The organism is Actinocorallia sp. B10E7 (genome assembly GCF_039871655.1).
GTDB lineage: Bacteria > Actinomycetota > Actinomycetes > Streptosporangiales > Streptosporangiaceae > Actinocorallia.
On record NZ_JBDPLZ010000004.1, the window covers coordinates 285,641 to 309,032 of the forward strand.

Below are 23,392 nucleotides of genomic sequence, written 5' to 3' on the forward strand. Positions count from 1 at the left end.
TCCATTACGACGATCCACTTTCCGGAGCCGGAGCGCTGCGGACGGAGGTCACCATGTTCGAGGGACGTAGGTCTCGCCACGGACACCGGGACCGGTTAGGGCGGTCGCGGGCCGGGGAGGCTGAGCTTCGTGGATCTCGAGGGGGCACTGCGGCGCAAGACGCTGAGGGCCGGGCACCGGCTGCTCGTGGTGGTGCTGACGGCCATCGTGATCTGGGCGGTCTGGCAGGTGCGGACCGTGGCGATCCCGATCCTGCTGGGCGTCTTCATCGCCTCCATCACGATTCCCCCGGCGAACAGGCTGGTCCGGCAGGGAATGAGCCGGTCGCTCGCGACGACCGTCGTCTGGCTCGGGATGCTCGCGGTGATCTCGCTCCTGGTGCTGCTGCTCGTCCCCGTCACCGCGGACGGCATCGGGGAACTGCGCACCAACCTCGACCAGTTCACCGTCTACCTGCAGGAGGCCGCGGCCAAGGTCGGCCTGGGCGAGAGACGCGTCGCCGACCTCACCGCGCAGGCCAAGCAGTGGCTGTCGGACGAGTCCGGACGGCTCGCAGGGGAGGCGCTCACGGGCGTCCGCACCACCGGTGAGATCGCCATCGGGGCGGTGCTCGCGCTCGTGCTGGGCGTCTACTTCACCCACGGCGGGTCGCACCTCTTCGGCTGGCTCGTCGACCTGGCCCCCGTCGCGGCCCGCGCGCCGCTCCGCTCGGGGGCGTCCGTCGTCTTCCATGTCATCGGCAGATACGTGCGCGGTGTGGCGGTCGTCGGTTTCGTCGACGGCTTCTTCATCGGCCTCGCCCTGTGGATCCTCGACGTCCCGCTGGCGATACCGCTGGCCGTCCTGACCTGGATCGGCGCCTTCCTGCCGATCGTCGGGGCGTTCCTCGCCGGGCTGCTGGCCGCGATCGTGGCCTTCGTCGCCAAGGGCTGGCTCGTCGCTCTGATCGTCGTCGCCGTCACCATCGCGATCCAGCAGCTCGAAGGGCACATCCTGGCCCCGCAGATCTACGGTCGCGCCCTCGACCTGCCCGCGGCCGTCATCCTCATCGCGATCGCCCTCGGCAGCACCCTCGCCGGCATCGCGGGCGCCTTCCTGGCGGCGCCCCTGGTCTCGGCGGCGGTGGCGCTCCTGCAGCACCGCACCGTCCCCTCCGACCAGGGGAGTTGACATTGACGCGGCGTCAACGTTTCTCATGGGGGCATGCGGATCGGTGAGCTCGCCGCGCTGGTCGGGGTGTCGACCCGGACCGTGCGGCACTATCACGGGCTGGGGCTGCTGCCCGAGCCCGAGCGGCGGCACAACGGGTACCGGGAGTACCGGTTGCGGGACGCCGTGCTGCTGGCCCGGATCAGGAGGCTGGCGGAGCTGGGGGTGCCCCTGGAGGAGATCCGCGAGGTGACGGCCGGGGACCGCGGGCGGGAACTGCGCGAGGTGCTGCTGGAGCTGGACGCCGACCTGGCGCGTCAGCAGGAGGCCATCGCCGCGCGGAGGGAGCGGCTGGCGCTGCTGCTGGCCGAGGCCGAACCGCACCCCGACTCCGCGGTGTCCCCGGAGATGGGGGCGGTTCTGCGGGGCCTTCCCGCCGGAGGATCGAAGTTCGCCGCGTTCGACCGGGAGATGCTGGCGCTGGTCGACACGGCCGCCGACGAGAGGCAGCGGGCGCAGTGGGCGGAGATGATGAGGCCGCTCACCACCCCCGAGGCGCTGGCCCGCAGCCATGAGCTGTACCGGCGGCTCGACGAACTGGACGAGGCCGAACCCGGCGATCCGAGGGTCGCCGTGCTGGCGGCGGACCTGGCCGCGCACCTGCCGGAGGAGATGGCGGCGGCGATGGCCGCGAACACGGACCCGCCCGAACGGTCCTGGCAGTGGCTGGAAGAGATGGCCGTCGAGGTGAGCCCCGCGCAGGCCGAGGTGTTCCGGCTGCTCGTGGCCCTGCTGAGGGAGAAGAGATGATGCTCCGGATCGCCCGTACCGTGCTCTACGCCGTCGTCCCAGCCGAGGCGCTGCTGGCGGTCCTGCTCGTCTCGGGGGTTCGGCTTCCCGCGCCGGCGCTCGTGGCGGCCGAGGTCCTGGTGCTCCTCGCCCTCGCCGTCGAGGCCACCGCCGCCGTTCGGCTCTACCGGGCGGCACGCCGCGAGGGGGCGGGACGGCGGGCGGCGGCGCGGGCCGTCTACGAGGGGCTGGTGCCCGTGCGGGTCCGCCGGATCATGGGCTTCGACCTGAAGGGGCTGGCGAGTCTCGTGCTGTGGGCGGCCCGCCGCCGCGACGTGCCGGCGGGGGCCGTCCCGGTCGGGTACTCGGCGGAGCAGACGACGACCATGCTGATGTTCCTGTTCGCGATGGTGGTGGAACTGGTCGGCGTCGAGTTCCTGCTGCGGGCCCTGGAGTGGCCTGAGCCCCTGCGCGCGCTGGTCTTCGTCATCGACCTCTACTCGATCCTCATCGTGCTCGCGGTGATCGCGGCCTGCGTCACCCGCCCCCATCTCGTCTCTCCGGGCGAGCTGCGCCTGCGCTACGGGGTCTTCTTCGATCTGCGCGTCCCGCGAGAGCTGGTCTCGTCCGTCCGCGTGGCCCGCGACTACGACGAGAAGCGCCTGGTGACGCTGGAGGACGGGCTGCTGGCCTTGGCCGTCGGCTCCCAGACCAATGTGATCGTCGAGCTGGACGGACCCGTCGCCGTCACCCGACCCCTGGGCGGCCGGGGGCAGGCGACGACCCTCCGCTTCTTCGCGGACGATCCGTCCGCCGCCGCGCGGGCACTCCAGCCACTCAAGGACGAGGATCCCTGCCCGGCCTGAGTCGAAAAAATCTTGGCCGAACGGGAATTGAGTCCACTCGACTCACGTTTTCTCAGTCGAGACCCGCAAGGCGGGGTCGAGGGACAAGGAGAAGATCATGAGCACTGTGTCGCTGTGGCGGTGGGACCCGTTCGCCGAGTTCGAGAGCCTGGTCCGGCAGACGCGCGCGCCGTACCGGGCGGAGGCCCGGGAGCGCGGGTTCGTGCCCGCGGCCGAGGTGACCCGTGAAGGGCACGACGCCGTGGTCAGCGTCGAACTGCCCGGCCTGGACGTCGAGAAGGACGTGGCCGTCGAGGTCGACGCGGGACGGCTGATCGTGCGCGGCGAGCGCCGTGACGAGCGGACCGGCGGGCGCGGCCGCCGCGAGCTGCGTTACGGCTCGTTCCGGCGCGAGTTCGCGCTGCCCGACCACGTGACCCCCGACGCGGTCAGCGCCGACTACGACGCGGGCGTGCTGCACGTCCGGGTCGCGGGCGCCTTCGCCGAGACCGAACCGCACCGCGTCGCCATCGCCACCGGCGGGCGTCCCGCCGTCGAGAAGGGGGAGCCGGCCGCCTGACCCGCGCCCGCGATCCCGTGCACAGCGGCCCGGCTCCGTCTCACGGAGCCGGGCCGCCGCGTGCGGGGGGTCTCTACAGCTCTCCGGAGTGCTCGGCGTCCCAGCGGGCGCGGGCGGCGGCGATGGGGTCCTTGTGGGCCCGGGACCAGTCGGCGAGGGCGGAGACGGCGCCGGCGAGGCTGCGTCCGGTCTCGGTGAGGCGGTAGTCGACCTGCGGAGGGATGGTCGGGTAGGCGTTCCTCTCGACGAGCCCGTCCCGGCAGAGCCGCTTGGTGGTCAGCGTCAGCATCCGCTGGGAGATCCCCGGGATCGCCCGCTCCAGCTCGCGGAACCGGCGTACTCCCTTGGACAGCTCGACGATCACCAGCACGGTCCACCGGTCGCCGAGCCGGTCGAGCACATCCCGGATGCCGCAGTCGTCATCGCCGCACGGCCCGGCGGGGGCGGGCGCGCTGGCCTGGGGGGTTACAGCCGTGTTCGTCGCTGACATGAAAGTGCCTCCTTATGCTCCCGGCGATCCCCGGGAATCCTCGGACTCGTCGCCCATCAGACCAACACGAGGAGGACCCCGATGATTCTGGTAACAGGCGTTTCTGGAGCGCTGGGCGGCCTGGTCCTGGCGGGCCTGTCCGCGATCGACGGCCTGGAAGTGGTGCCCGGCACCCGTTCCGGTGACGGCGAGGCCGCGCGGCGGATCGACTTCGACGACCCGGCGACGCTGGCGACGGGCTTCCAGGGCGCGGACGTCCTGGTGTTCGTCTCGGCCGGATACGCCGAGGACGACGTGGTGCTCGCCCGTCACGGAGCGGTCGTCGAGGCGGCCTCCGCCGCGGGCGTACGGCATGTGATCTACACCAGCCTGGCGGGCTCCGGTGACCTGATGTCCATCGCGCTCCCGCATCGCTGGACCGAGGCCCGTCTGGCCGCCGCGCCCTTCGACGTGACGGTTCTGCGCAACGGCCTGTACGCCGAACTGCTGGCGGGCTTCGCCGCCATGGCCGCCGAACAGGCCGCGGCCACCGGAGTCTTCACCGCTTCTCTCGGTACGGGCAGGGTCTCGGCCGTGGCCAGGCAGGACCTCGCGGATGCGGCGGTCCGGGTGGCGGCCGAGACCTGGCGCGACCTTTCGGCAGGAGGCCGGAGCCGCCACGCGGGCAAGACGTACGACCTCGAAGGCGTCACCGCGCTAGGCGGACAGGACCTCGCCGACGCCATCACCGGCGTGTCCGGCCACAAGGTCGAGTACCGGCCCGCCTCCCTCGCCGACACCCGCGAGGCCCTGACGGGCATCGGTCTGGAGCCCTACCAGGTCACCCACACGCTCTCGCTGCTCTCCAACATCGGCGCGGGCGTCCTCGAAGCACACGGAACGGACCTGACCGCTCTCCTGCCGGGTGAGCCCCGCTCCGTCCACGACCTCATCACCGAGACGCTCCTCTCGCTGAAGCACTCGGCCTGACCTCGCGGTGGACACCGCTAAACGCAGGGGGTGGGGCCGCAGAGGGTGGAGTAGCCCTTCTGGGCGAGCAGCCGCCTGGTGGGCTCGGACGTCATGTGGCGGATGAAGAACTCGGCCAGGGTCCCCTTCTCGGGGAGGCCGTAGGTGTAGAAGTAGGCGACGGCCCAGAACCTGTACTTCTGCTGGGCGATGTATTTGGCGTCCGGGCCGTAGCCGTCGAGGTCGACGTAGCCCACGTTGAGGAGGTCGGTGTTGCCCTGGAGGCCGGCGAGTTCGGCGTAGCCGATGGCGCCCTCGGTCTGGTCGACGGCTTCCAGCAGGGCTTTGGTGTCCACCTGTTCGCAGCGGACGACGGGACTCTCGGCCCTGCGCTTGGTGTGGCAGTCGTCGGAGGTGTAGGGCGGCTCCTCGGCGCCCAGGACCTCTTGCTCGAAGATCCGGCGGGTGCCTGACTGGGAGTTCCGGCCGATGAGCTTGATGGACTTGTTCTCGCCTCCCACCTCGCTCCAGTTCGTGAACGCGCCGGAGTAGATCTGCTGGAGCTGCTGCCGGGTGAGGTTCTTGACCCCGGTGCTCTTGTGGACCACGACGACGAAGACGGTGGTGCCGACCGGCCAAGGGTTCAGCGTCGGGTAGGTTCCGGCGGCCTGCTTGTCGTCGGACATCGCCAGCCGTGACCTCGCCTGCCGGGGGTCGCTGTTCAGGCGGCTGATCCCGGCGAAGCTGCCTATCCCGCGCACCTCGATGGACGCCTTGCCGCATTCCTTCTCGTAGGCGTCGGCGACCGTGCGCACCACGGGGGCGAAGGCGCTGGACCCGGCGATCTCGATCTCGCCGGCGACGCACGGGGTGCCCGCTTTCCCGGGGAAGAGGATCCAGACCGAGGTCGTGGCCACCGCGGTCAGCAGCGCGAGCCCGCTGTAGAGCAGCATGCGCCTGCTGGGACGCCCGGCCTTGGTCAGGTCGCGGACTATGGCGCCGCTTTCGACGGCACCCCGGTGGGTGACGCCAGGGCTCCCGTCGGACGGGCCCGACAGCAGGACCTGCAGGGCGAACTGCTGCCCCCGGTTGAACAGGAACCGGGGCAGGATCAGCTCCTTGGCGTCGTCGCTGACGGTGATCCTGTCGTTGCCGTCGCCGGTGCCGTTGAGGGCGTCCGCCAGAGCCGGTTCGCCCGGTTCGCTCACCGCGTGGCCGACCACGGCGCGGCCGTTGAACCGGAACCGCACCCGGTGGTCGAAGTGCCGGGACTCCAGGGCCTCGATCCCGGTGTTCCTGATGCGCAGCAGCGCGAGCGAGGGCTCCGGGATCTCCTCCTCGCCCAGATGGAGGGTCACCTTCAGGTCGGCGAAGTCCCGCACGCTCGGCGTGAGGTCGACGGGACCGTCGGAGACGACCCGGTAGGTGAGCCGCCGCCTCCGCAGGAACATGCGGTCGGCCAGCCACAGTCCCCCTGTGAACAGCACGCCGAGCACACTGGCGATGATCGTGGCGATCGATTCGTCCATTCCGGCCCCCCTGAAGCGGCTAGGGGCAAAAAACATAAATGATGACGAAGTCGTATCCGGTCGATCAGCGAGATGTTCGCTTTCTGTTCGTTCTGGTGTCATCTAGCGAGAAGGGCGATTCCGTCGGCCGAGGATCTGCGGCCCTGCAAGGGGGCGGCGCGGTTCGATCGTGTCGGGGCGTCCGAGAGATTCCTCTGGCGGAGACGATGCCCGGAAGTTCTCGGTGCGGAGGACGTCATTGTGATGATCGACCCGTCTACCAGGATGTTCCCCGTCTTCGGGAACGAAAAGCCGGGTCATGATCATGCTGTGATCGGCGCACCCGGGCGGAGGATGAAAAGGCTCACCGTATGGGGAGGCGTCGACACCGACTCTTTTCGGATGTCGCGAGCCGGATGTATTTTGTCACGGCACATTGGTCAAGATGGTGAGCGTCTTGTCCTCGATCGGTAAAGGAAGGAAGGGCCGCACGGCCGGGAACGGCTGTACGGCCCTTGTTCTGCGGTCGATCTCGGTGGATCAGGTCGCGTTGATGACCGGGGCGGTGCCGCTGATGGTGAAGTCACCGCTCAGCGAGGCGCTCTGACCCACGCTGATGACCCCGAAGCAGCCCCAGCTGACGCTCTTGATCTTGATGTTGCTGGAGCCGGTGGCGTGGATGATGCCGGTGCTGTTGTCGTAGCTGCCCTCGATCTGGCCGGTCTGGGAGTTGGCGCCGCCGGGGCCGTCGGCCTGGACGGTGCATGCGCCTCCCAGCGCGGTCCCCTTGACGGAGACCCCGGTGATCGCGCCCGGCGTGATGCCGCCGGCGGTGGGGGCGGTGGCGTAGAGCTCCCACGCTCCCTTGGACGTGTTCGGCGTCAGGGTGAAGCTGAGGCCGGCACCGGTGCAGCCGCTCGTCGCGACGGCGAGGGTGGCGACCGGGTCATGCTGTCCACCGGAGGCGTTCGGGATGTTGCCGGTGGCGGTGCCGGAGGTGCAGTTGGCGGTGACGCTGGGAGTCGAGAAGGTGATGCTGGAGGAGGTGGCGGAGACCGCACCGGTGGTCGAAACCGTCCACGCGGTGTTGGTGGGGAGGGGGCTGGGGTGGAAGTTCCCGGACGCGGAGGCGGGGCTGCCGAGGAGGAGGGTGAGGGCGCCCGCACTGGCGGCGGACACGGCGATCTTGCGCAGCATGGGGGGTGGGCCTTCCATTCGGGGTGGGATCGTGAGCGACCCATTACTGGCCGAGTAAAGAGCAGCTCACCGGGGGAGTAATCGACTACCTGGGGATGAGATTAGGTCCGGGATTTCAGTGCGACAAGACGTCAGCAGGGCTCCGTTGGAAGTCTGTCAACGGATGAGTAATACCCGTGTGGTCTTCGTATCACGGTGATGATCCAGAGCCCTGCCCTTTTCTGGCCTCGGGGGATTGCTGAATCTGATCGCGGTTGCGGTTACCCTCCTGTCGGGAGCCATCGGCGGACGCTCGACGGGACGCTTCGTGCAGCTTTTGGGAGGACCGGAACTCGAACCCGCGGGATGGCCACCGGCCGGCAGGGAGGGAAAGGACGGAGCGTGCGGCGAGAGCACGGGAGACTGCAGTCTCCGCAGCTCGCGGAGGTATTGCGAGCCGGACTGTCGGGGATCGTGGAAGAGATCTATGCCGAGATCGACGCGTCCATTCCCGACTATGCGATCGCTGATTCCAGCCCGCCCGCGATACCGGTCGTCGTGCGCGAGGCGTTCACCGTCTTCATGGCCCGTATCGCCGGTCCGGCGGTCCCCACGGACAGGCTCGTCGGGCTGCTCCGCGCGCTCGGGCGCAGGGAGCTGAACAGCGGCCGGAGCCTGGACCCCCTGCACACCGCGTTCCACATCGCCTTCCGCGCGTCCTGGCAGCGCATCGCCGAGGTGTGCACCCGCCACCGGTTCTCCGGTGATGTGCTCGCCGAGCTCGCCGAGTGCCACATGGTGTACATGGATGAGCTCATCGGCCCGGTCGTGCAGGGCTACCTGGAGGCGGAACGCCGGCCGCAGGAGGAACGGGCGCAGCTACGGCGGCGTCTGCTGCACCGGCTGGCCGAAGGGGGAGGGGGCTCCGGCGACGTCGCCGAGCTGGCCGACCGGGCCGGCTGGCCCCTGCCGGCCGTGGCCACGCCCGTCGCCGTGCGGCCCGGTGCCAGATGGCCGCGCGCCGCGATGGCCGGGGACGTGCTCTTCGATCTCGACGACGCCGAGCCTTGGCTGCTGTTCCCCGGTCCCTTCGACGGCGACCGGCGGACGGCGCTGTCCGCACTGGCCGGGACCCGGCTGTCGGTCGGGCTGGCGGTGCCGCTGGAGCAGCTCCCGGACTCGCTGCGGTGGGCCCGCCGGGTGCTGGCGCTCGCGGAGAACGGGGTGATCGGCGCGTCGCCCGTGCTGCTCGGCGAGGACCATCTGCTCGACCTCTGGCTGACCTGTGACCCGGCCCTGCTGGACGAGATAGTCGAGCGGCGGCTGGGCGGCCTCATGAACCTGCCCGAGGCCAAGCGGGCCGCGCTCATCGAGACGCTGAGGGTGTGGCTGGAGAGCTGGAGCACCGCGGCGGACGTTGGAGGGCGGCTGCACGTCCACCCGCAGACGGTGCGCTATCGGCTGCACCAGATCAAGGAGCGGATCGGCGACCAGTTGGACGACCCCGAGGCGAGGTTCGGGCTGGAGGCCGCGCTGCGCGCCCTGCGGCTGCGCGACCGCGGGCGTACCGCGTCCGGCCCGGGCGGTCGGCGCCTGGTCTCCTGACCGCTGGGATTCCGGGTATTGCCGGGACGGGATCCGTGATTTAACGTCAACGTGGCGCGAATCACAGTGATGTAGAGAGCTTTCTGGAAGGCCCCCTGGAAGGTCTGCCAGGAGACCCTTCTTCGCAGAGGGACGATGGGCGCGCAGAGACTGTTTTCCGACCTTCTCCCCGACCTGATCGAGCTCACGCCCGGGCTCGTCGGTGAGATCATCGACGGCATCCGCGCCGCCATCCCCGACTACGACCGGCCGCAGGGCAGCCCGTACAACGAGGTGATCCGTTCTGGAGTGGAGCGGAACGTCCTCAGCTTCGTCGCATGGCTCGCCGACCCGGAGCAACCGCTCGACCAGCGCGACGAGCTCTGCCGCAAAATGGGCGCGTTCGAGGCGATGGAGGGGCGCCCGCTGGCGGTGCTGCAGTCCGCGTACCGGATCGGGGCGCAGCTCGGCTGGGCCCGTATCCGGGATCTGCTGACCGGGCGCGAGCTGTCGGCGGTGGCGGTGTCCGCGCTCGCCGCCGCCCTGTTCGGGTACATGGACGACGCGGCTGAGCTGTCCCGCGAGGGGTACGACCGGGTCAAGGGAGAGGGACACGAGAAACGGGACGCGGCAAGGCTGCTCCTGCTGCGCGGCCTGGTGCGCTGTTCGGACGCCGACTGCGCCGCCCTGGCGGCGCTCCACCCGGCCGCCGAGTGGGCGACCCCGGACCAGGTGACCCTGGTCGCCCTCCAGGCGAACGCGTCCGTCGTGCGCTCGCTGCTCGATCCCGACCTGCTGCTCGACCTTCATGTCCCCGAGCCGTACCTTCTGATGCCCGGTCCGCTGACCGGCTCGCGCAGGAGGATGATCGAGGCGGCGCTGGCCGACGGCCGGGCCGCGGTCGGCCTCACGGTGCCGCCCGCACGCGCCGCGGACTCCCTGCGCTGGGCCAGGCGGGTGCTCGCGCTGGTCGCCGAGGGGATCCTCGACGACGGCACGCTGACCTTGTGCGAGGACCACCTGGTGAGCATGTGGCTGCTGGCGGACGGCCCGTTGATGGACCAGATCGTCCGGCGGCGGCTCGCCTTCCTGACGCGGGCGGACGAGCGGCGGCGGCAATGGCTCGTCGACACCCTCCGGGCCTGGCTGCGCACCCGTGGCCCGGCCGGCCGGATGAGCGAGGACCTGGGCGTGCACGTGCAGACCGTTCGTTACCGCATGCGCGTGATGGAGGAGATCCTCCAGGAGGAGCTCACCGATCCCGACAAGCGCTTCGCCACCGAGACCGCGTTGCGCGCACTGTGGCTGCGCGGCCGTTCCGGACGGGCGGGCGGTGCTCGACCGTGAGAGCCGACCGGCCACGAGGCCGCGAGGAGAGGTCTTCGCGGCCGGTCCGATCACGATCAGGGGCGGTGGCGGACCGCCTCGGGGAAGTGGGAGGCCAGGAGGTCGGGGGACTCCTCGCGGCCGTCCAGCACCCGGTTGGTGCGCCTGACGGTCCTCCAGCCGGAGGGGGTGCGGCGCAGCTCCCAGCGGTTGGCGGTGGCGCGGCGGACGGTGAAGCCGTCCGGGGTGTTGACGATCATCAGCGTGTAGCAGACCGCGGTCGCCTCGTCCCCGTCCAGCGTGATGTGCGGCGGTCCGGCGAAGTGGGCGCAGCCTCCGCTGATCCACGCCTGGTGCGCGGACGAGCGCACCATCGCGGAGAGCTGCTCGCGCCCTTGCATGAAGATCTCGTCCACGTCGTAGACGCCGTCCTCCTCCCACAGGGCGGCGACCTGCCGGTCGCAGCCGCTGTCGACGAGGGGCGCGTAGGAGAGGATCAGCCGGGTGATCTCCTGCTCGTCCTCCAGGCGCCGGAGGCGGGTCTCCATGGAGGCGAGCCGCTGTTCGAGGTCGCTCACAGTCTCTCTCCGAAGGTCAGGTCGAAACGGCCGGCCAGGTCGCGCAGGGCGGCGAGCTGGTCGCGGTAGTGGTCGGCCGAGTCGGCCTTGATGCGGACGCCCGCGACGGTGGCGCCGGCCTCGCTCAGTTCGCGCAGCGCGGAGCCGGCGGCCTCGGGGGAGGCCAACGGGTCCAGCGGGCGGGCGGGGGAGAGCACCACGTCGAAGTCCTCGGGCAGCTCGACCTTGCCGAGCATCTCCGCGAGGGCGTCCATGGGCAGGCCGAAGGGCACCCAGCCGTCGGCCTCGGCGGCACGGCGCAGGGAGCGCAGGGTGCGCCCCCCGATCCACAGGGGGACCTTCTTCTGGACGGCGTGGGGTTCGACGACCAGGCCGGAGAAGGAGTAGTACTCGCCCTGGTAGGAGGGCTCCCGCCGGGAGAGGGCGGCGCGCAGGGCGGCGAGGGCGTCGTCGGCGCGGGCGCCGCGGTCCTTGAACGGGGCGCCGAGCAGGTCGAACTCCTCCTCCAGGCTGCCCACTCCCAGGCCGAGGACGACCCGGCCGCCGCTGACGACGTCCAGGGTGCCGTAGCGCTTGGCGATCTCCAGCGGGTGGTGGTAGCCGAGCACGAGGACCTGGGTGGCCAGGCGGATGCGCCGGGTGCGGGCGGCCAGGTAGCCGAAGGTGGCCAGCGGGTCCCAGTAGACGCCGCCGCGCTGGGCCGCGGCCTCGGCGGGCACGGCGACGTGCTCGCTGCAGGTGAGGTGGTGGTAGCCCAGCCTGTCGGCGGTCTCGGCGATCAGGCCGAGCTCCTCGACTCCGGCCCGGGCCTCCCAGGTCCCGTGGCCCAGGGGTGGCTGGGCCACCACGGGGGTGATGATGCCGATCCGCATCCGGATTCCTTCCTCGTCAGCCGGGCTCTGTAAGCCAGGTATGAGAAAACGTTCTAGTCGACCTGAGGTGCGACAACGCGGCCTTGAACCGCTCAGTGGAATGTGCCGGCACGAAGATGAGCAGGGGAGACGGCCCCCCTTCCCAAGCAACCGGCTGATTGCTACATTCTGATTAACAAGAATTCATTTCAGTCGCTTTGGAGGTGCGGTGAGCGAGCAGACCGCGGAGACCATGGTGCGCAACGACCCGCCGCCGTCGATGGTGGAGCGGATGACCCTCATCCTCGACGCCTTCAACGGGCGCTCGGCCCGACTGACGTTGGAGGACGTGGCCCGCCACACCAGGCTGCCGCGCTCCACCGCCCACCGGATCCTCGACCAGCTCGTCCGCCAGCGCTGGCTGGAGCACAACTCCTACGGCTACGCGCTGGGGCAGCGCGCGCTCGGCCTCGGCGGGCAGGACCGCGGGCACGGCAAGCTCCGCGAGGCCGCGGCTTCGCTGCTGCACGAACTGCAGGTCACCACCGGCCTGGTCGCCCATCTTGCGGTCCTGGACGGCTCGGAGATCTTCTACCTGGACAAGGTCGGCGGCCGTTTCGCCTCGTCCGTGCCCTCCCGGGTCGGCGGCCGGGCCCCGGCCTACTCCACCGCCCTGGGCAAGTCGATCCTGGCCTGGCTGGAGCCCGAGGAGGTCGACGAGAAGATCGGCGGAGGGCTCGACCGGCTGACCAACCGCACCATCGGCGAGCTGGGCACCCTCCACCAGGAGCTCTACCGGGTGCGCCAGCGCCGCGGCCTGGCCTTCGAGCGGGGCGAGACCTTCCCCGGCATCGCCTGCGTGGCGGCGGCGATCCGCGGCCCGGAGGGGCCGGTCGCGGGCATCTCGCTGGTCGGTACGCTCAACACCCCGCTGGAGAAGGTGGCACCACTGGTGGCCTCCGCCGCCCGCGAGATCTCCCAGACCCTCTTCCCCAGCGCCGCCTCCCCACGCCGCGGCGACCCCGGGCGCACCCCCCGGAGCCGGGCCGCCCAGGACAGCGGCACCTGGTCCGCCGAGACCATGAACCGGCTGATGGCACTGGACGGCCGCGGCGACTGGATGTGAGCTCAGCCCCACTGCCCGCTCCCGAACCACAGTTCGGGCGTGAGCGGCGGGGCCGGCTCGTCCAGCCCGAAACGGCTGCGGAAGAAGACCATCGGACGCCCCTGCGACACGTGCTCCAGCGAGAGCACCCGGCCGAGCACCACGTCGTGGTCGCCCGCCGTGTGGACGGCGTGCACCGCGGCGTGGACGCGCACCAGCACCCCGGGAAGGGACGGCGTGTCCCACGGGGAGAGCTCCCAGTCCAGTCCCTCGTACCGCAGGCCCCTGCTCGACCCGAACCTCGCGCACAGGTCCTGCTGGTCCTCGCCCAGGACGTTCACACAGAACCGCCCCGAATCCCGCATCCGTGGCCAGGAACGGCCACGGTGGTCGGCGCAGAACAGCACCAGCGGCGGCTCCAGGGACACCGACGCGAACGACTGGCAGGCGAAGCCCACCGGCTCCTCGCCGTCCATGCCGGTGATCACGGTGACGCCGGTGGCGAACTCCGCCATGGCGTGCCGGAAGTCGGCGGGGGCCGGCGGCCGGTGGCCGGTGGTCGCGGCGAGCGAGGGCTCGGCTGTCATGGAATCACCTCGGGTCTTCGTGGGGCTGGACCGGTGAAGGCTCGGTGCCCCGAACGTAGGACGGGTCCGGGGCCACGGGGAGAGGGGGATCCCGATGAGTGGAAGGAGCCCCGGAACCGCCGCGTCGAGGGCCGCGGAAGGCGCGTATCCCGCTCATCGGGATCGGTGCGGGCACCACGGCGGACCGCTCATCTACGTTCCGAGCAGCCTGAGAACCGGAGGACCGAGGGACGATGACCACAGAGCCGACCTATGAATCCACGTTGCGCGAGCTCCCCACAGACCAGGGTGTGCTGCGCTACCACGAGGCCGGTGAGGGACCGCCCCTGCTGATGCTGCACGGCTCGGGTCCCGGCGTCACCGGCTGGCGCAACTACCGGGGCAACCTCGCCCGGTTCGCGAAGCACTTCCGCTGCCTGGTCCTGGAGTTCCCCGGCTTCGGCGTGAGCGACCCGACGGAGGAGCACCCGATGGTCGCCGCCTCCGGGTCGATCACGCGCTTCCTGGACGGCCTCGGCCTGCAGAAGGTCGACGTCATCGGCAACTCCATGGGCGGCATCGTCGGCGCCCAGTTCGCGCTGGCAAACCCCGACCGGGTCGGCAGGCTGGTGACCATCGGCGGTCTGGGCACCAACATCTTCAGCTCCGCGCCGGGCGAGGGCATCAAGCTGCTGATGGAGTTCACCGACGACCCCAGCCGCGAGAAGCTCGTCCGCTGGCTCAGCTCCATGGTCTACAACCCCGCCCTCGTCACCGAGGAGCTGATCGAGGAGCGCTGGGCCCAGGCCACCGACCCCGAGACCCTGGCCAGCGCCCGTCGCATGTACGGGAGCAAGGCCATGGCGGCCCGCGCCAAGGCGATGGCCGCCGCCGACATCCCGCCCTACTGGGCGATGTTGCACAAGCTCAAGGCCAAGACGCTGATCACCTGGGGCCGCGACGACCGGGTCAGCCCGGTCGACATGGCTCTTCTCCCCATGCGCACCATCCGCGACGTCGAGGTGCACATCTTCCCCAACTGCGGTCACTGGGTGATGATCGAGCAGAAGGAGGCGTGGGAGAGCGTCGTCCTGGCCTTTCTGGCCCGTGAGGAGCAGAAAGCATGACGGACACGCAGAACTGGGACGCCGAGTACGACCTGGTCGTGGTGGGCAGCGGCGGCGGCGGCATGGTCGCCGCGCTGACCGCCGCCGACGCCGGGCTGAGCGTCCTGATCATCGAGAAGGGCTCGAAGTTCGGGGGCAGCACCGCCATCTCCGGGGGCGGCATCTGGATCCCCAACAACCCGACGCTGCGCGCCAAGGGCCACGACGACAGCCGTGAGTCCATCCGCCGCTACCTCGACCTGCTCACCGAGGGCAAGGTGCCCGCGGCGCGGCTCGACGCCTACGTCGACCAGGGCCCGCCCATGATGGAGCTCATCGGCAAGAGCAAGTGGGTCAAGTTCTTCTGGACCAAGGGCTACGCCGACTACCACCCCGAGCTGGAGGGCGGCCGGCCGCTGGGCCGGTCCATCGAGGCCAAGCCGTTCGACACCCGCAAGCTCGGCGAGGACGAGAAGCACCAGCGGCCCAACAACATGAAGGGCCCGCTGGGCCTGTGGATCACCGCCAAGGACTACCACGACCTGGCGATGGTCAAGCGCACGTGGGCGGGCCGCCGGGCCTCGCTGGTCGCCGCCTGGCGGGTGGCGTCGAACATGGTCCTGCGCCGCCACATGTCCACGGGCGGCCGGGCGCTGGTCGCCCGCCTGCGGATGGCGTTGAAGGACGCGAACGTCCCGCTGTGGGTCCGCACCACGATGACGGACATCGTCACCGACGAGAACGGCGCCGTCACCGGTGTCGTGGCCACCGAGCGCGACGGGAAGACGCACCGGCTGCGCGGCCGCTACGGCGTGCTGCTGGCCACGGGCGGGTTCGACCACAACCTGGAGATGCGCAAGAAGTACCTGCCCGAGGGCGGCCAGGACGACTTCGCCATGGGTGCGCGCGAGCTCACCGGCGACGGCATCACGCTGGGCGAGAAGCTCGGCGCCGCCCTGGAGTTCATGGACGACGCCTGGTGGATGCCGGCCGTGCGCCACCCGCTCGGCGCGGTGATCCCGCTGGTGTCCGAGCGCGCCATTCCCCGGCAGGTGATCGTCGACAAGACCGGCAAGCGCTTCACCAACGAGGCCGCGCCGTACGTCAACTTCGTCCACGACCAGCTCGAGGGCGACCACGTCCCGGCCTGGTTCATCATGGACGCCAAGACCCGGGCCCGGTACCCGTTCGCGCAGATCCTGCCGGGTGCCCCGATCCACAAGAAGTTCTTCGAGGCCGGGATCGCCTACAAGGCCGACACGCTGGAAGAGCTCGCGGAGCAGATCGACGTCCCGGCGGACGCGCTGACCGAGACCGTCCGCAAGTTCAACGGGTACGCCCGGGACGGCAAGGACCCCGAGTTCGGCCGGGGCGAGAGCGCCTACGACCACTACTACGGCGACCCCACGCTGAAGAACCCCAACCTCGACGTCCTCGAGACCGCCCCCTTCTACGCCTTCCGCCTGGAGGTCGGCGACCTGGGCACCAAGGGCGGCCTGGTCTGCGACGAGCACAGCCGGGTGCTGCGCACCGACGGTTCGGCGATCGAGGGCCTGTACGCCACGGGCAACACCTCGGCGTCGGTGATGGCCAACGAGTACGCGGGTCCGGGGGCGACCATCGGCCCCTCGATGGTCTTCGGATACATCGCGGCCAAGCACGCCGCGGACAAGCGCAAGGCAGAACCGGCATGACGGGATCCCTCAAGGTCCGGGTCGTCCAGGTCGTCCGCGAGATCCGGGACGCGCATTCGCTCGTTCTGGAGCCCGCGGACGGCCAGGAGGATCGTTTCTCCTACAAGCCCGGACAGTTCCTGACCATCCGGGTGCCCGCCGGCGACGGCTGGGCAGCCCGCTGCTACTCGCTGTGCAGCTCGCCGGCCGTCGACGACAGGCTGAAGGTGACGGTCAAGCGGGTGGCGGGAGGCCTCGGATCCAACTGGATCTGCGACCACGTCACCGAAGGCGACGTGCTGGAGGTGCTGCGTCCCGCCGGGACGTTCACGCCCTCCTCCCTGGACGGGGACTTCCTGCTCGTCGCGGCGGGAAGCGGTATCACCCCGGTGATGTCGATCCTGAAGTCGGCCCTGGCCCAGGGGAACGGGAAGACCACCCTGCTCTACGCCAACCAGGACGAGCAGTCGGTGATCTTCGCGGAGGAGCTGCGCGAGCTCGTCGCGGCGCACCCCGGCAGATTGTCGGTGGTGCACTGGCTGACATCGGTGCAGGGGCTGCCCACCGCGGAGGCCTTCGGCGACCTGGCAGCGCCCTACACCGACCGCGAGGCCTTCATCTGCGGCCCGGGGCCCTTCATGGACCTGGTGACCCGGGCGCTCACCGGCCTCGGCATGCCCTCGGCCCGTGTGCACGTGGAGAAGTTCTTCTCCCTCGGCGGCGACCCGTTCGCCGGATCCGAACCCGAGGCGGAAGCCGAGGACGCGAACGGCGCGGAGAACGCCGTCAAGGTCGAGGTCGACCTCGACGGGCAGACCAGCACCGTCACCTGGACGGGGTCCGGTCACCTGCTCGACGCGCTGCTGCGCGCCGGTCTGGAGGCGCCCTACTCCTGCCGCGAAGGCTCCTGCTCGGCCTGCGCCTGCGTGGTGCTGGAAGGAGAGGTCTCCTTGGACGCCAACACGGTCCTGGACGACCAGGACCTCGCGGACGGCCTCATCCTCGCCTGCCAGGCGAGGCCCCTCAGCGACAGACTCAAGATCAGCTACGACGGCTGATACGTAAAGAATTCTCACGGGAGATCAGGCGATGAGCGACAGCGTGCTCGACAAGATCATGGAACACGCGGAGGAGATCCGCGAGCTCGGCCCCGTCAACGAGTCCCTCGGCAGGCTCGATGACAAGGCGGCCAAGGTGCTGCGCGACTCCGGGGTGATGCGGATGCTGCAGCCCAAGATCCACGGCGGGCTGGAGGTGCACCCCCGGGAGTTCGCCGAGACGGTCATGGGGATCGCCTCCCTCGACGGCTCCACCGGCTGGGTCGCCGGCATCGTCGGCCTCCACCCGTGGGAGATGGCGTTCGCCGACCCGAAGGTGCAGGAGGAGATCTGGGGCGAGAACCAGGACACCTGGATCGCCTCCCCCTACGCCCCGCTGGGCGTGGCCCGCCCCGTCGACGGCGGCTACGTCTTCAACGGCCGCTGGCAGTTCTCCTCCGGCACCGACCACTGCGACTGGATCTTCCTGGGCGGCATGCTCGGCGACTCCGAGGGCAAGGTCGCGCAGCCGCCGACCGCGCTGCACGTGATCCTGCCCCGCTCGGACTACGAGATCGTCGAGGACTCCTGGAACGTCGTCGGCCTCGAGGGCACCGGCTCCAAGGACATCATCGTCAAGGACGCCTTCATCCCCGAGTACCGGGTGCTGAAGTACACCGAGGTCATCGACGGGACCGCGGTGCGCAGGGCCGGGCTGACCAACCCGCTCTACCACGTGCCCTACACCTCGATCTTCCCGCTCGGCATCTCCTCCGCGGTGATCGGCATCGCCGAGGGCGCCCTGGCCGCGCACCTGGCCTACCAGCGCGGCCGGGTCCAGATCACCGGCACCAAGATCAAGGACGACCCGTACGTCCTGTACGCGATCAGCGAGGCCGCCGAGGAGATCAAGGCCTCCCGCGTCATGCTGCTGGACTACATCTCGCGTATGTACGACAAGGCCGCCGCGGGCAAGGAGATCACCTTCGCCGACCGTGCCGCGGCCCGCCGCACCCAGGTCCGCTCGACCTGGCGGGCGGTGCACGCGATGACCGAGATCGTGGTGCGCTCCGGCGGCAACGGCCTGCGCAAGGACAACCCGATCCAGCGGTTCTGGCGCGACGCGCACATGGGCCTGGCCCACGCCATCCACGTGCCCGGCGCCGTCTACCACGTCTCCGCCCTCACCCAGATGGACATCGAGCCCCCGCAGGGCCCGCTGCGCTCCATGATCTGAGTCCCGAGCCCGCGAAGGCCCCGTTCCCGATCCGGGGGGAACGGGGCCTTCGCGTACTCGGCGTCAGGCGGACGGCCCGTCGAGCTTCGCGACGAGCTTCGGGGTCCAGACGACCCTGCCGAGGAAGCGCTCGGCCTCGGGGGAGGAAGCCAGCCACACCACGGCACGGGCCGGGGCGTCCTCCGGGGTGGGCTCGAAACCGCTCGCCGCGATGGCGGCGGTGCCGCCCCGGGCCGCCCCCGCCTCGGTGACGACGAAGCCGGGATCGAGGTTGAAGGCGCGGACGCCGCGGCCGAGGTACTCGGCGTTGACCGCGCCCGCCAGCCGCCCGAACGCCGCCTTGGACGCCGAGTAAGCCACTCCCCAGCCGCCCTCGCCGGGCGGTGCGGGCGGGTCGGTGGTGGCCGAGCCCGAGCACAGGTTGACGATAGTGCCGCCGCCCTGCTCCAGCATGGCGGGGACCACGGACTGGATCAAAGCGAGCTGGTGCAGGTAGTTGCCGGTCATCGTGCGGGCGGCGACCTCCAGATCCAGGTCCAGAATCCGGTCGTGGTTGCCCGGCAGGTGCGCCACGGCGTTGTTCACCAGCAGGTCGATACGCCCCCACTGCGCCAGCACGGTCCGGGCCGCCGCCCGCACGCTCTCCAGGTCGAGCAGGTCCATCCGGACGGGCAGGGCGCGGGCCCCGAGCGCCTCTATCTCCGCCCCGGTCGTCTCCAGGCTGCCGGGCACGGCGAACCCCTCGTTCTCTCCGCTCCCGTAACGCGGGGGTATGCGGCCCTGGCCTTCCGCGACGGTACGCGCGGTGAAGGCCACGTCGTAACCCGCCCGGGCCAGCGCCAGTGCCACCGGCCTGCCGATGCCGCGGCTGGCCCCGGTCACCAGGGCGACCGGCCGGGAGTCGCTGGTCGATGACATCAACGGATCTCACTTCCTCTTCTCGCGCATGTTCGCCGACGCCGTCGATGACATCGCCGGGAAGGCGGGGAGGAGTGAGGACTCTCACTGAGCGGGAAAGCCCACACGGAGAACCGTGTGCTTTGACAGCTTGATCCTGGCGGGCGGAGGTTCGGCCGCGAATCGCTAAGGATGGGATCGAGGACGTTACATGACGCAGATCCGAGGACTCGGCTATCTGAGGGTCCAGACACGCCACATCGAGCGCTGGCGTGAGCTGACGATCGAGGCGCTGGGGTTCGCCGAGGGATCCGGGCCGGATCCCGAAGGCCTGTACCTGCGCATGGACGAACGCAAGTGCCGCCTGGCGGTGCTTCCCGGCGACGCCGACCGCGTGCTTGCCGTCGGCTGGGAGGTGCGCGACCAGTACGCGCTGGCCGCCGTCCGCGAGGCCGTGGAGAAGGCCGGCATCGAGGTCGCCGACCTGTCCGCCAAGGAGGCCGCCGCGCTGGACGTGGAAGCCGCCATCACCTTCAAGGACCCGGCCGGAACCCCCGTCGAGGTGTTCTACGCCCCCGTCCTGGACCACAGCCCGCTGGTCACCTCCATGGCGAACAAGTTCGTCACCGGCGCGCAGGGCATGGGCCACATCGTGCTGCCCACCCCGCGTTTCAAGGAGACCCTCGCCTTCTACTGCGAGGTCCTGGGCTTCCTGCCGCGCGGCGCCATGAAGGTCGGCGGCGGCCCGATGCGGGTGCGGTTCCTCGGCGTCAACCAGCGCCACCACAGCCTGGCGATCTGCCCCGCCCCGCACGACGGCGACCCCGGCCTGGTGCACCTGATGGTGGAGGCCGAGGACCTCGACACCGTCGGACGGGCGCTGGACAACATCAACAAGCGCGGCTTCTCGCTCTCCTCGACGCTGGGCCGCCACACCAACGACAAGATGGTCTCCTTCTACGTCCGGGCCCCCGGAGGCTGGGACATCGAGTACGGCTGCGACGGCATGCTCGTCGACGAGACGTACTACACCGCCGAGGAGATCACCAAGGACAGCTACTGGGGCCACGACTGGTCCGGCTCCGAGCCGCTGGCCGCGTTCACCCCTCCCGGGAAGTGACGCCCATGTCCTCAGTGGAACCCTTCGACCTCGGCGAGATCGACTCCTTCGACCACGAGTGCGACGTCCTCGTCGTCGGCTTCGGCGCCGCGGGCGCGGCCGCCGCCTACGAGGCCGCGGCCGCCGGCGCGGACGTGATCGTGCTGGAGCGGGCCAGCGGCGCGGGCGGCTCCTCCGCCCAGTCCGGCGGCGAGCTCTACCTCGGCGGCGGCACCTCCGTCCAGAAGGCGTGCGGCTTCGACGACACGCCCGAGGACATGTACGCCTTCCTGGAGGCGGCGCTCGGCCCCCACGCCGACACCGAGAAGCTGCGCCTGTACTGCGACGAGAACGTCGAGCACTTCGAGTGGTTCGTCGCCCGCGGCGTGGAGTTCAAGCCGACGCTCTTCACCGGCCACGCCTGGATGCCGTTCACCGACGACGGGCTGATGTGGCTCGGCGAGGGCGCCTGGCCGTACAACACGCTCGCCAAGCCCGCCGCGCGCGGGCACCGCCCGGCCGCACCCGGCTTCGCCGGGAAGGTCCTCATGGAGAAGCTCGAGGGAGCGGCCACCGCCGCCGGTGCCGTCACCCACACCGACACCGTCGCCACCAACCTCGTGCTGGACGGCAAGCGGGTCGCCGGGCTGGTGGCGCGCAAGTTCGGCGAGCGGGTCACCTACCGGGCGCGCAGGGCCGTCGTCCTGACCACCGGCGGGTTCGTCGACAACGAGGAGATGCTGGCCGACCACGCCCCGGTGCTGCTCGGGCACGGCAAGGTCAGCGACGGCCTCGACGACGGCTCCGGCATCCGCATGGCGACCGCGATCGGCGCGGCGACCCGGCGCATGGGCGTCGTGGAGATCTCCATGACCGCGCTGCCCGCCCTGGTCGCCCGCGGCATGCTGGTGAACGGTCTGGGCAGGCGGTTCGTCAACGAGGACGTCTACCCGGGCATCTACAGCACCCACGCCATCCTCGACGAGCCCGGCCCGTACTGGGGGATCATCGACGAGGAGGGCTTCGAGGACATCCCTCCGGGCGACCTGTGGCAGGTGCGGCCCAAGTACGTGACCGAGACCCTCGCCGAACTCGAGGAGTCCCTGGGCATGGTGCCCGGTTCGCTGGAGCACACCGTCGAGGTCTACAACCGGTACGCCGAGAACGGCGAGGACCCCTACTTCCACAAGGACCCGCGCTGGCTGCGCCCGCTGAAGGCCCCGTTCGCCGCGGTCGACCCGCGCGACGGGTTCTTCGGTTCCGGCGCCGGCAAAGGCAGCGGCGCGGCCGGGTTCACCCTCGGCGGCCTGCACACCACCGTGGACGGCGAGGTCCTCAACAACTCCGGCGAGCCGGTATCCGGCCTCTACGCGGCGGGCCGGGCCTCGTCCGGCATGCACGGCGAGGGCTACATCAGCGGTACCTCCCTGGGCGACGGCACGTTCTTCGGCCGCCGCGCGGGCAAGGCAGCCGCACGGAAGGAATAGCACGTGAAGTACGCGGTTCTGGCGCCCGTCGCGGCGGGCGTCACCGCCGACCCCTCCTGGATCGGCCCCTACACCGAGCACGCCGAGGCCTGCGGGTTCGAGTCGATCGTCGTCGTCGAGCACGTGGTGGTGGCCAGCGGCTACTCCAGCGTCTACCCGTACGACAAGTCCGGGAAGATGGAACTGGCCGACGACCTGGACATCCCGGACCCGCTGGACCTGCTGGCCTACCTGGCCGGCCGCACCAGCCGGATCCGGCTCGCCACCGGCGTCCTCGTCCTGCCCAACCACCACCCGGTGGTGCTGGCCAAGCGGGTCGCCACCCTGGACGCGCTGTCGGGCGGCCGGGTCCGGCTGACCGTCGGCATGGGCTGGATGCGTGAGGAGATCGAGGCCTGCGGCGCCGACTTCGAGACCCGCGGCCGCCGCGCCGACGAGCAGCTGCGGATCCTGCGGGCGCTGTGGGCCGACACCGCTCCCCAGGGCGCCTCGTTCGACGGGGAGTTCTTCGGCTTCCAGAACCTGATGAGCTACCCCAAGCCCGTCCAGGAGGGCGGCGTCCCGATCCACATCGGCGGGCACACCAAGGCCGCCGCGCGCCGCGCCGGCCGGTACGGCGACGGCATCCAGCCGCTCGGCCTGGTCGGCGAGGAGCTGCAGGGCGTGCTGAAGCTGATGCGCTCGGAGGCCGAGAAGGCGGGCCGCGACCCCGAGGCGCTGGAGCTGACGCTGGGCCACTCGCTCTCGGTCGTCACCCCGGAGAAGGCCGGGAAGCTGGCGGAGATGGGCGCCGACCGGCTCGTGCTGCGCGCCACCCCCACCAAGGACCTCTCCGAGGCGAAGGACGAGCTGTCGGCGTGCGCCGAGCGGCTCGGCCTGGGCGGGGCATGACGCTGTCCGCGGGCGACCGGGTCGAACTCGCCGACCTGGTCGCCCGGTACGCGCTGTACGTGGATCGGCGGGAGTTCTCCGCCCTGGCCGGGCTGTTCACCTCCGACGCGGTACTCGCGCTGCCCGACCCGCCCAAGGCGCTCGCACCCGTCCTGGAGTACTCCGGGCGGGGAGAGATCCAGGAGGCGATAGGGCGGGTCGAGTTCTTCGCCGTCACCTCGCACTTCCTCGGCGGGCAGGTGTTCGATCCGGGCCCCGAAGCCGACACGGCCGAGGGCTGGGTGAACTGCGCCGCCCACCACATCTCGGTGCGGGAGGACGGCACACCCGCCGACCTGGTGTGGCACGTCCGCTACGCCGACTCCTACCGGAAGGAAGAGGGCGCCTGGCGTTTCACCGGCCGCGCCCTGCACATCGACTGGATCGAGACCGGGTCCGTCCGCCGCGTGCGCGGCTGACCCGGCCGGTGA

23 protein-coding genes are annotated in these 23,392 nt (G+C 70.6%); 16 read left to right on the forward strand and 7 right to left on the reverse strand.

From position 1 onward, the window contains the following. Window positions 1-129: 129 nt before the first annotated feature. The 4 genes from ABGB12_RS15195 (at window position 130) to ABGB12_RS15210 (ending at window position 3,363) form a co-directional block, all read left to right on the forward strand. Window positions 130-1,170 carry an AI-2E family transporter gene (locus ABGB12_RS15195; RefSeq protein ID WP_347678244.1) on the forward strand — a complete coding sequence of 347 codons (1,041 nt, stop codon included), beginning with the start codon at window positions 130-132 and terminating at the stop codon, window positions 1,168-1,170. Window positions 1,171-1,203: 33 nt separating this feature from the next. Beyond that, the gene (locus ABGB12_RS15200) at window positions 1,204-1,959 is read left to right on the forward strand and encodes a MerR family transcriptional regulator (protein ID WP_347678246.1); all 756 of its coding nucleotides are present in this window, start codon (window positions 1,204-1,206) and stop codon (window positions 1,957-1,959) included. After that, window positions 1,956-2,804, forward strand: a complete 849-nt coding sequence (locus ABGB12_RS15205; protein WP_347678248.1) for a hypothetical protein — start codon at window positions 1,956-1,958, stop codon at window positions 2,802-2,804. Before ABGB12_RS15200 ends, ABGB12_RS15205 begins: the two co-directional genes overlap by 4 nt. 97 nt (window positions 2,805-2,901) lie before the next feature. Beyond that, on the forward strand, window positions 2,902-3,363 hold the full coding sequence (locus ABGB12_RS15210) for an Hsp20/alpha crystallin family protein (RefSeq protein ID WP_347678250.1): 462 nt from the start codon (window positions 2,902-2,904) through the stop codon (window positions 3,361-3,363). A 73-nt stretch (window positions 3,364-3,436) separates the two neighbouring features. Here ABGB12_RS15210 and ABGB12_RS15215 read toward each other — a convergent pair whose 3' ends face one another. Further along, complete coding sequence (locus ABGB12_RS15215) at window positions 3,437-3,853, reverse strand: helix-turn-helix domain-containing protein (RefSeq protein ID WP_347678252.1); 417 nt, start codon at window positions 3,851-3,853, stop codon at window positions 3,437-3,439. 81 nt (window positions 3,854-3,934) lie between these two features. On the opposite strand from ABGB12_RS15215, the gene ABGB12_RS15220 reads away from it, so the two are divergent. Beyond that, window positions 3,935-4,822, forward strand: coding sequence for an NmrA family NAD(P)-binding protein (locus ABGB12_RS15220; protein ID WP_347678254.1), 888 nt, complete (start codon window positions 3,935-3,937; stop codon window positions 4,820-4,822). A gap of 17 nt (window positions 4,823-4,839) precedes the next feature. On the opposite strand, the gene ABGB12_RS15225 is transcribed toward ABGB12_RS15220, so the two are convergent. Together ABGB12_RS15225 and ABGB12_RS15230 are read right to left on the reverse strand one after the other, a co-directional pair. Continuing rightward, window positions 4,840-6,330 (reverse strand): substrate-binding domain-containing protein, encoded by a 1,491-nt coding sequence (locus tag ABGB12_RS15225; RefSeq protein ID WP_347678256.1) that lies wholly within the window; start codon window positions 6,328-6,330, stop codon window positions 4,840-4,842. 519 nt (window positions 6,331-6,849) lie between these two features. Continuing rightward, window positions 6,850-7,506 carry a hypothetical protein gene (locus ABGB12_RS15230; RefSeq protein WP_347678258.1) on the reverse strand — a complete coding sequence of 219 codons (657 nt, stop codon included), beginning with the start codon at window positions 7,504-7,506 and terminating at the stop codon, window positions 6,850-6,852. Window positions 7,507-7,959: 453 nt separating this feature from the next. Here ABGB12_RS15230 and ABGB12_RS15235 point away from each other — a divergent pair, with 453 nt between their 5' ends. Both ABGB12_RS15235 and ABGB12_RS15240 read left to right on the forward strand, forming a co-directional pair. After that, on the forward strand, window positions 7,960-9,090 hold the full coding sequence (locus tag ABGB12_RS15235) for a helix-turn-helix domain-containing protein (protein ID WP_347678260.1): 1,131 nt from the start codon (window positions 7,960-7,962) through the stop codon (window positions 9,088-9,090). A gap of 135 nt (window positions 9,091-9,225) precedes the next feature. After that, entirely contained in the window at window positions 9,226-10,416 is a 1,191-nt protein-coding gene (locus tag ABGB12_RS15240; RefSeq protein WP_347678262.1) for a helix-turn-helix domain-containing protein, read from the forward strand. Between the two features lie 56 nt (window positions 10,417-10,472). On the opposite strand, the gene ABGB12_RS15245 is transcribed toward ABGB12_RS15240, so the two are convergent. Together ABGB12_RS15245 and ABGB12_RS15250 are read right to left on the reverse strand one after the other, a co-directional pair. Beyond that, window positions 10,473-10,973 (reverse strand): nuclear transport factor 2 family protein, encoded by a 501-nt coding sequence (locus tag ABGB12_RS15245; RefSeq protein ID WP_347678264.1) that lies wholly within the window; start codon window positions 10,971-10,973, stop codon window positions 10,473-10,475. After that, window positions 10,970-11,845: a TIGR03619 family F420-dependent LLM class oxidoreductase gene (locus ABGB12_RS15250; RefSeq protein ID WP_347678266.1), complete on the reverse strand. Its 876-nt coding sequence runs from the start codon at window positions 11,843-11,845 to the stop codon at window positions 10,970-10,972. Before ABGB12_RS15250 ends, ABGB12_RS15245 begins: the two co-directional genes overlap by 4 nt. A 208-nt stretch (window positions 11,846-12,053) precedes the next feature. On the opposite strand from ABGB12_RS15250, the gene ABGB12_RS15255 reads away from it, so the two are divergent. Beyond that, complete coding sequence (locus tag ABGB12_RS15255) at window positions 12,054-12,950, forward strand: IclR family transcriptional regulator (protein ID WP_347678268.1); 897 nt, start codon at window positions 12,054-12,056, stop codon at window positions 12,948-12,950. 2 nt (window positions 12,951-12,952) lie between these two features. Here ABGB12_RS15255 and ABGB12_RS15260 read toward each other — a convergent pair whose 3' ends face one another. Next, window positions 12,953-13,516 carry a flavin reductase family protein gene (locus ABGB12_RS15260; protein WP_347678270.1) on the reverse strand — a complete coding sequence of 188 codons (564 nt, stop codon included), beginning with the start codon at window positions 13,514-13,516 and terminating at the stop codon, window positions 12,953-12,955. 233 nt (window positions 13,517-13,749) lie between these two features. Between ABGB12_RS15260 and ABGB12_RS15265 the strand changes: the two genes are divergently transcribed. Genes ABGB12_RS15265 through ABGB12_RS15280 form a run of 4 tightly spaced genes read left to right on the forward strand, consistent with a single transcriptional unit; the run spans window position 13,750 to window position 18,548 of the window. Then, window positions 13,750-14,622, forward strand: a complete 873-nt coding sequence (locus tag ABGB12_RS15265) for an alpha/beta fold hydrolase (RefSeq protein WP_347678272.1) — start codon at window positions 13,750-13,752, stop codon at window positions 14,620-14,622. Continuing rightward, window positions 14,619-16,295, forward strand: a complete 1,677-nt coding sequence (locus ABGB12_RS15270; protein WP_347678274.1) for an FAD-binding protein — start codon at window positions 14,619-14,621, stop codon at window positions 16,293-16,295. The genes ABGB12_RS15265 and ABGB12_RS15270 overlap by 4 nt, the downstream gene beginning before the upstream one ends. Continuing rightward, window positions 16,292-17,332 (forward strand): ferredoxin--NADP reductase, encoded by a 1,041-nt coding sequence (locus ABGB12_RS15275; protein ID WP_347678276.1) that lies wholly within the window; start codon window positions 16,292-16,294, stop codon window positions 17,330-17,332. Before ABGB12_RS15270 ends, ABGB12_RS15275 begins: the two co-directional genes overlap by 4 nt. 31 nt (window positions 17,333-17,363) lie before the next feature. After that, window positions 17,364-18,548, forward strand: a complete 1,185-nt coding sequence (locus ABGB12_RS15280; RefSeq protein WP_347678278.1) for an acyl-CoA dehydrogenase family protein — start codon at window positions 17,364-17,366, stop codon at window positions 18,546-18,548. Window positions 18,549-18,611: 63 nt separating this feature from the next. Here ABGB12_RS15280 and ABGB12_RS15285 read toward each other — a convergent pair whose 3' ends face one another. Beyond that, window positions 18,612-19,466, reverse strand: a complete 855-nt coding sequence (locus ABGB12_RS15285) for an SDR family oxidoreductase (protein ID WP_347678280.1) — start codon at window positions 19,464-19,466, stop codon at window positions 18,612-18,614. A gap of 190 nt (window positions 19,467-19,656) precedes the next feature. Here ABGB12_RS15285 and ABGB12_RS15290 point away from each other — a divergent pair, with 190 nt between their 5' ends. Genes ABGB12_RS15290 through ABGB12_RS15305 form a run of 4 tightly spaced genes read left to right on the forward strand, consistent with a single transcriptional unit; the run spans window position 19,657 to window position 23,380 of the window. After that, window positions 19,657-20,565: a VOC family protein gene (locus ABGB12_RS15290; RefSeq protein ID WP_347678282.1), complete on the forward strand. Its 909-nt coding sequence runs from the start codon at window positions 19,657-19,659 to the stop codon at window positions 20,563-20,565. Between the two features lie 5 nt (window positions 20,566-20,570). Further along, window positions 20,571-22,031, forward strand: a complete 1,461-nt coding sequence (locus ABGB12_RS15295) for an FAD-dependent oxidoreductase (RefSeq protein ID WP_347678284.1) — start codon at window positions 20,571-20,573, stop codon at window positions 22,029-22,031. A 3-nt stretch (window positions 22,032-22,034) separates the two neighbouring features. After that, a complete protein-coding gene (locus ABGB12_RS15300) occupies window positions 22,035-22,922 on the forward strand; it encodes an LLM class F420-dependent oxidoreductase (RefSeq protein ID WP_347678286.1) in 888 nt (295 codons plus the stop codon). After that, window positions 22,919-23,380 (forward strand): nuclear transport factor 2 family protein, encoded by a 462-nt coding sequence (locus tag ABGB12_RS15305; protein WP_347678288.1) that lies wholly within the window; start codon window positions 22,919-22,921, stop codon window positions 23,378-23,380. The genes ABGB12_RS15300 and ABGB12_RS15305 overlap by 4 nt, the downstream gene beginning before the upstream one ends. Window positions 23,381-23,392 lie beyond the last annotated feature (12 nt).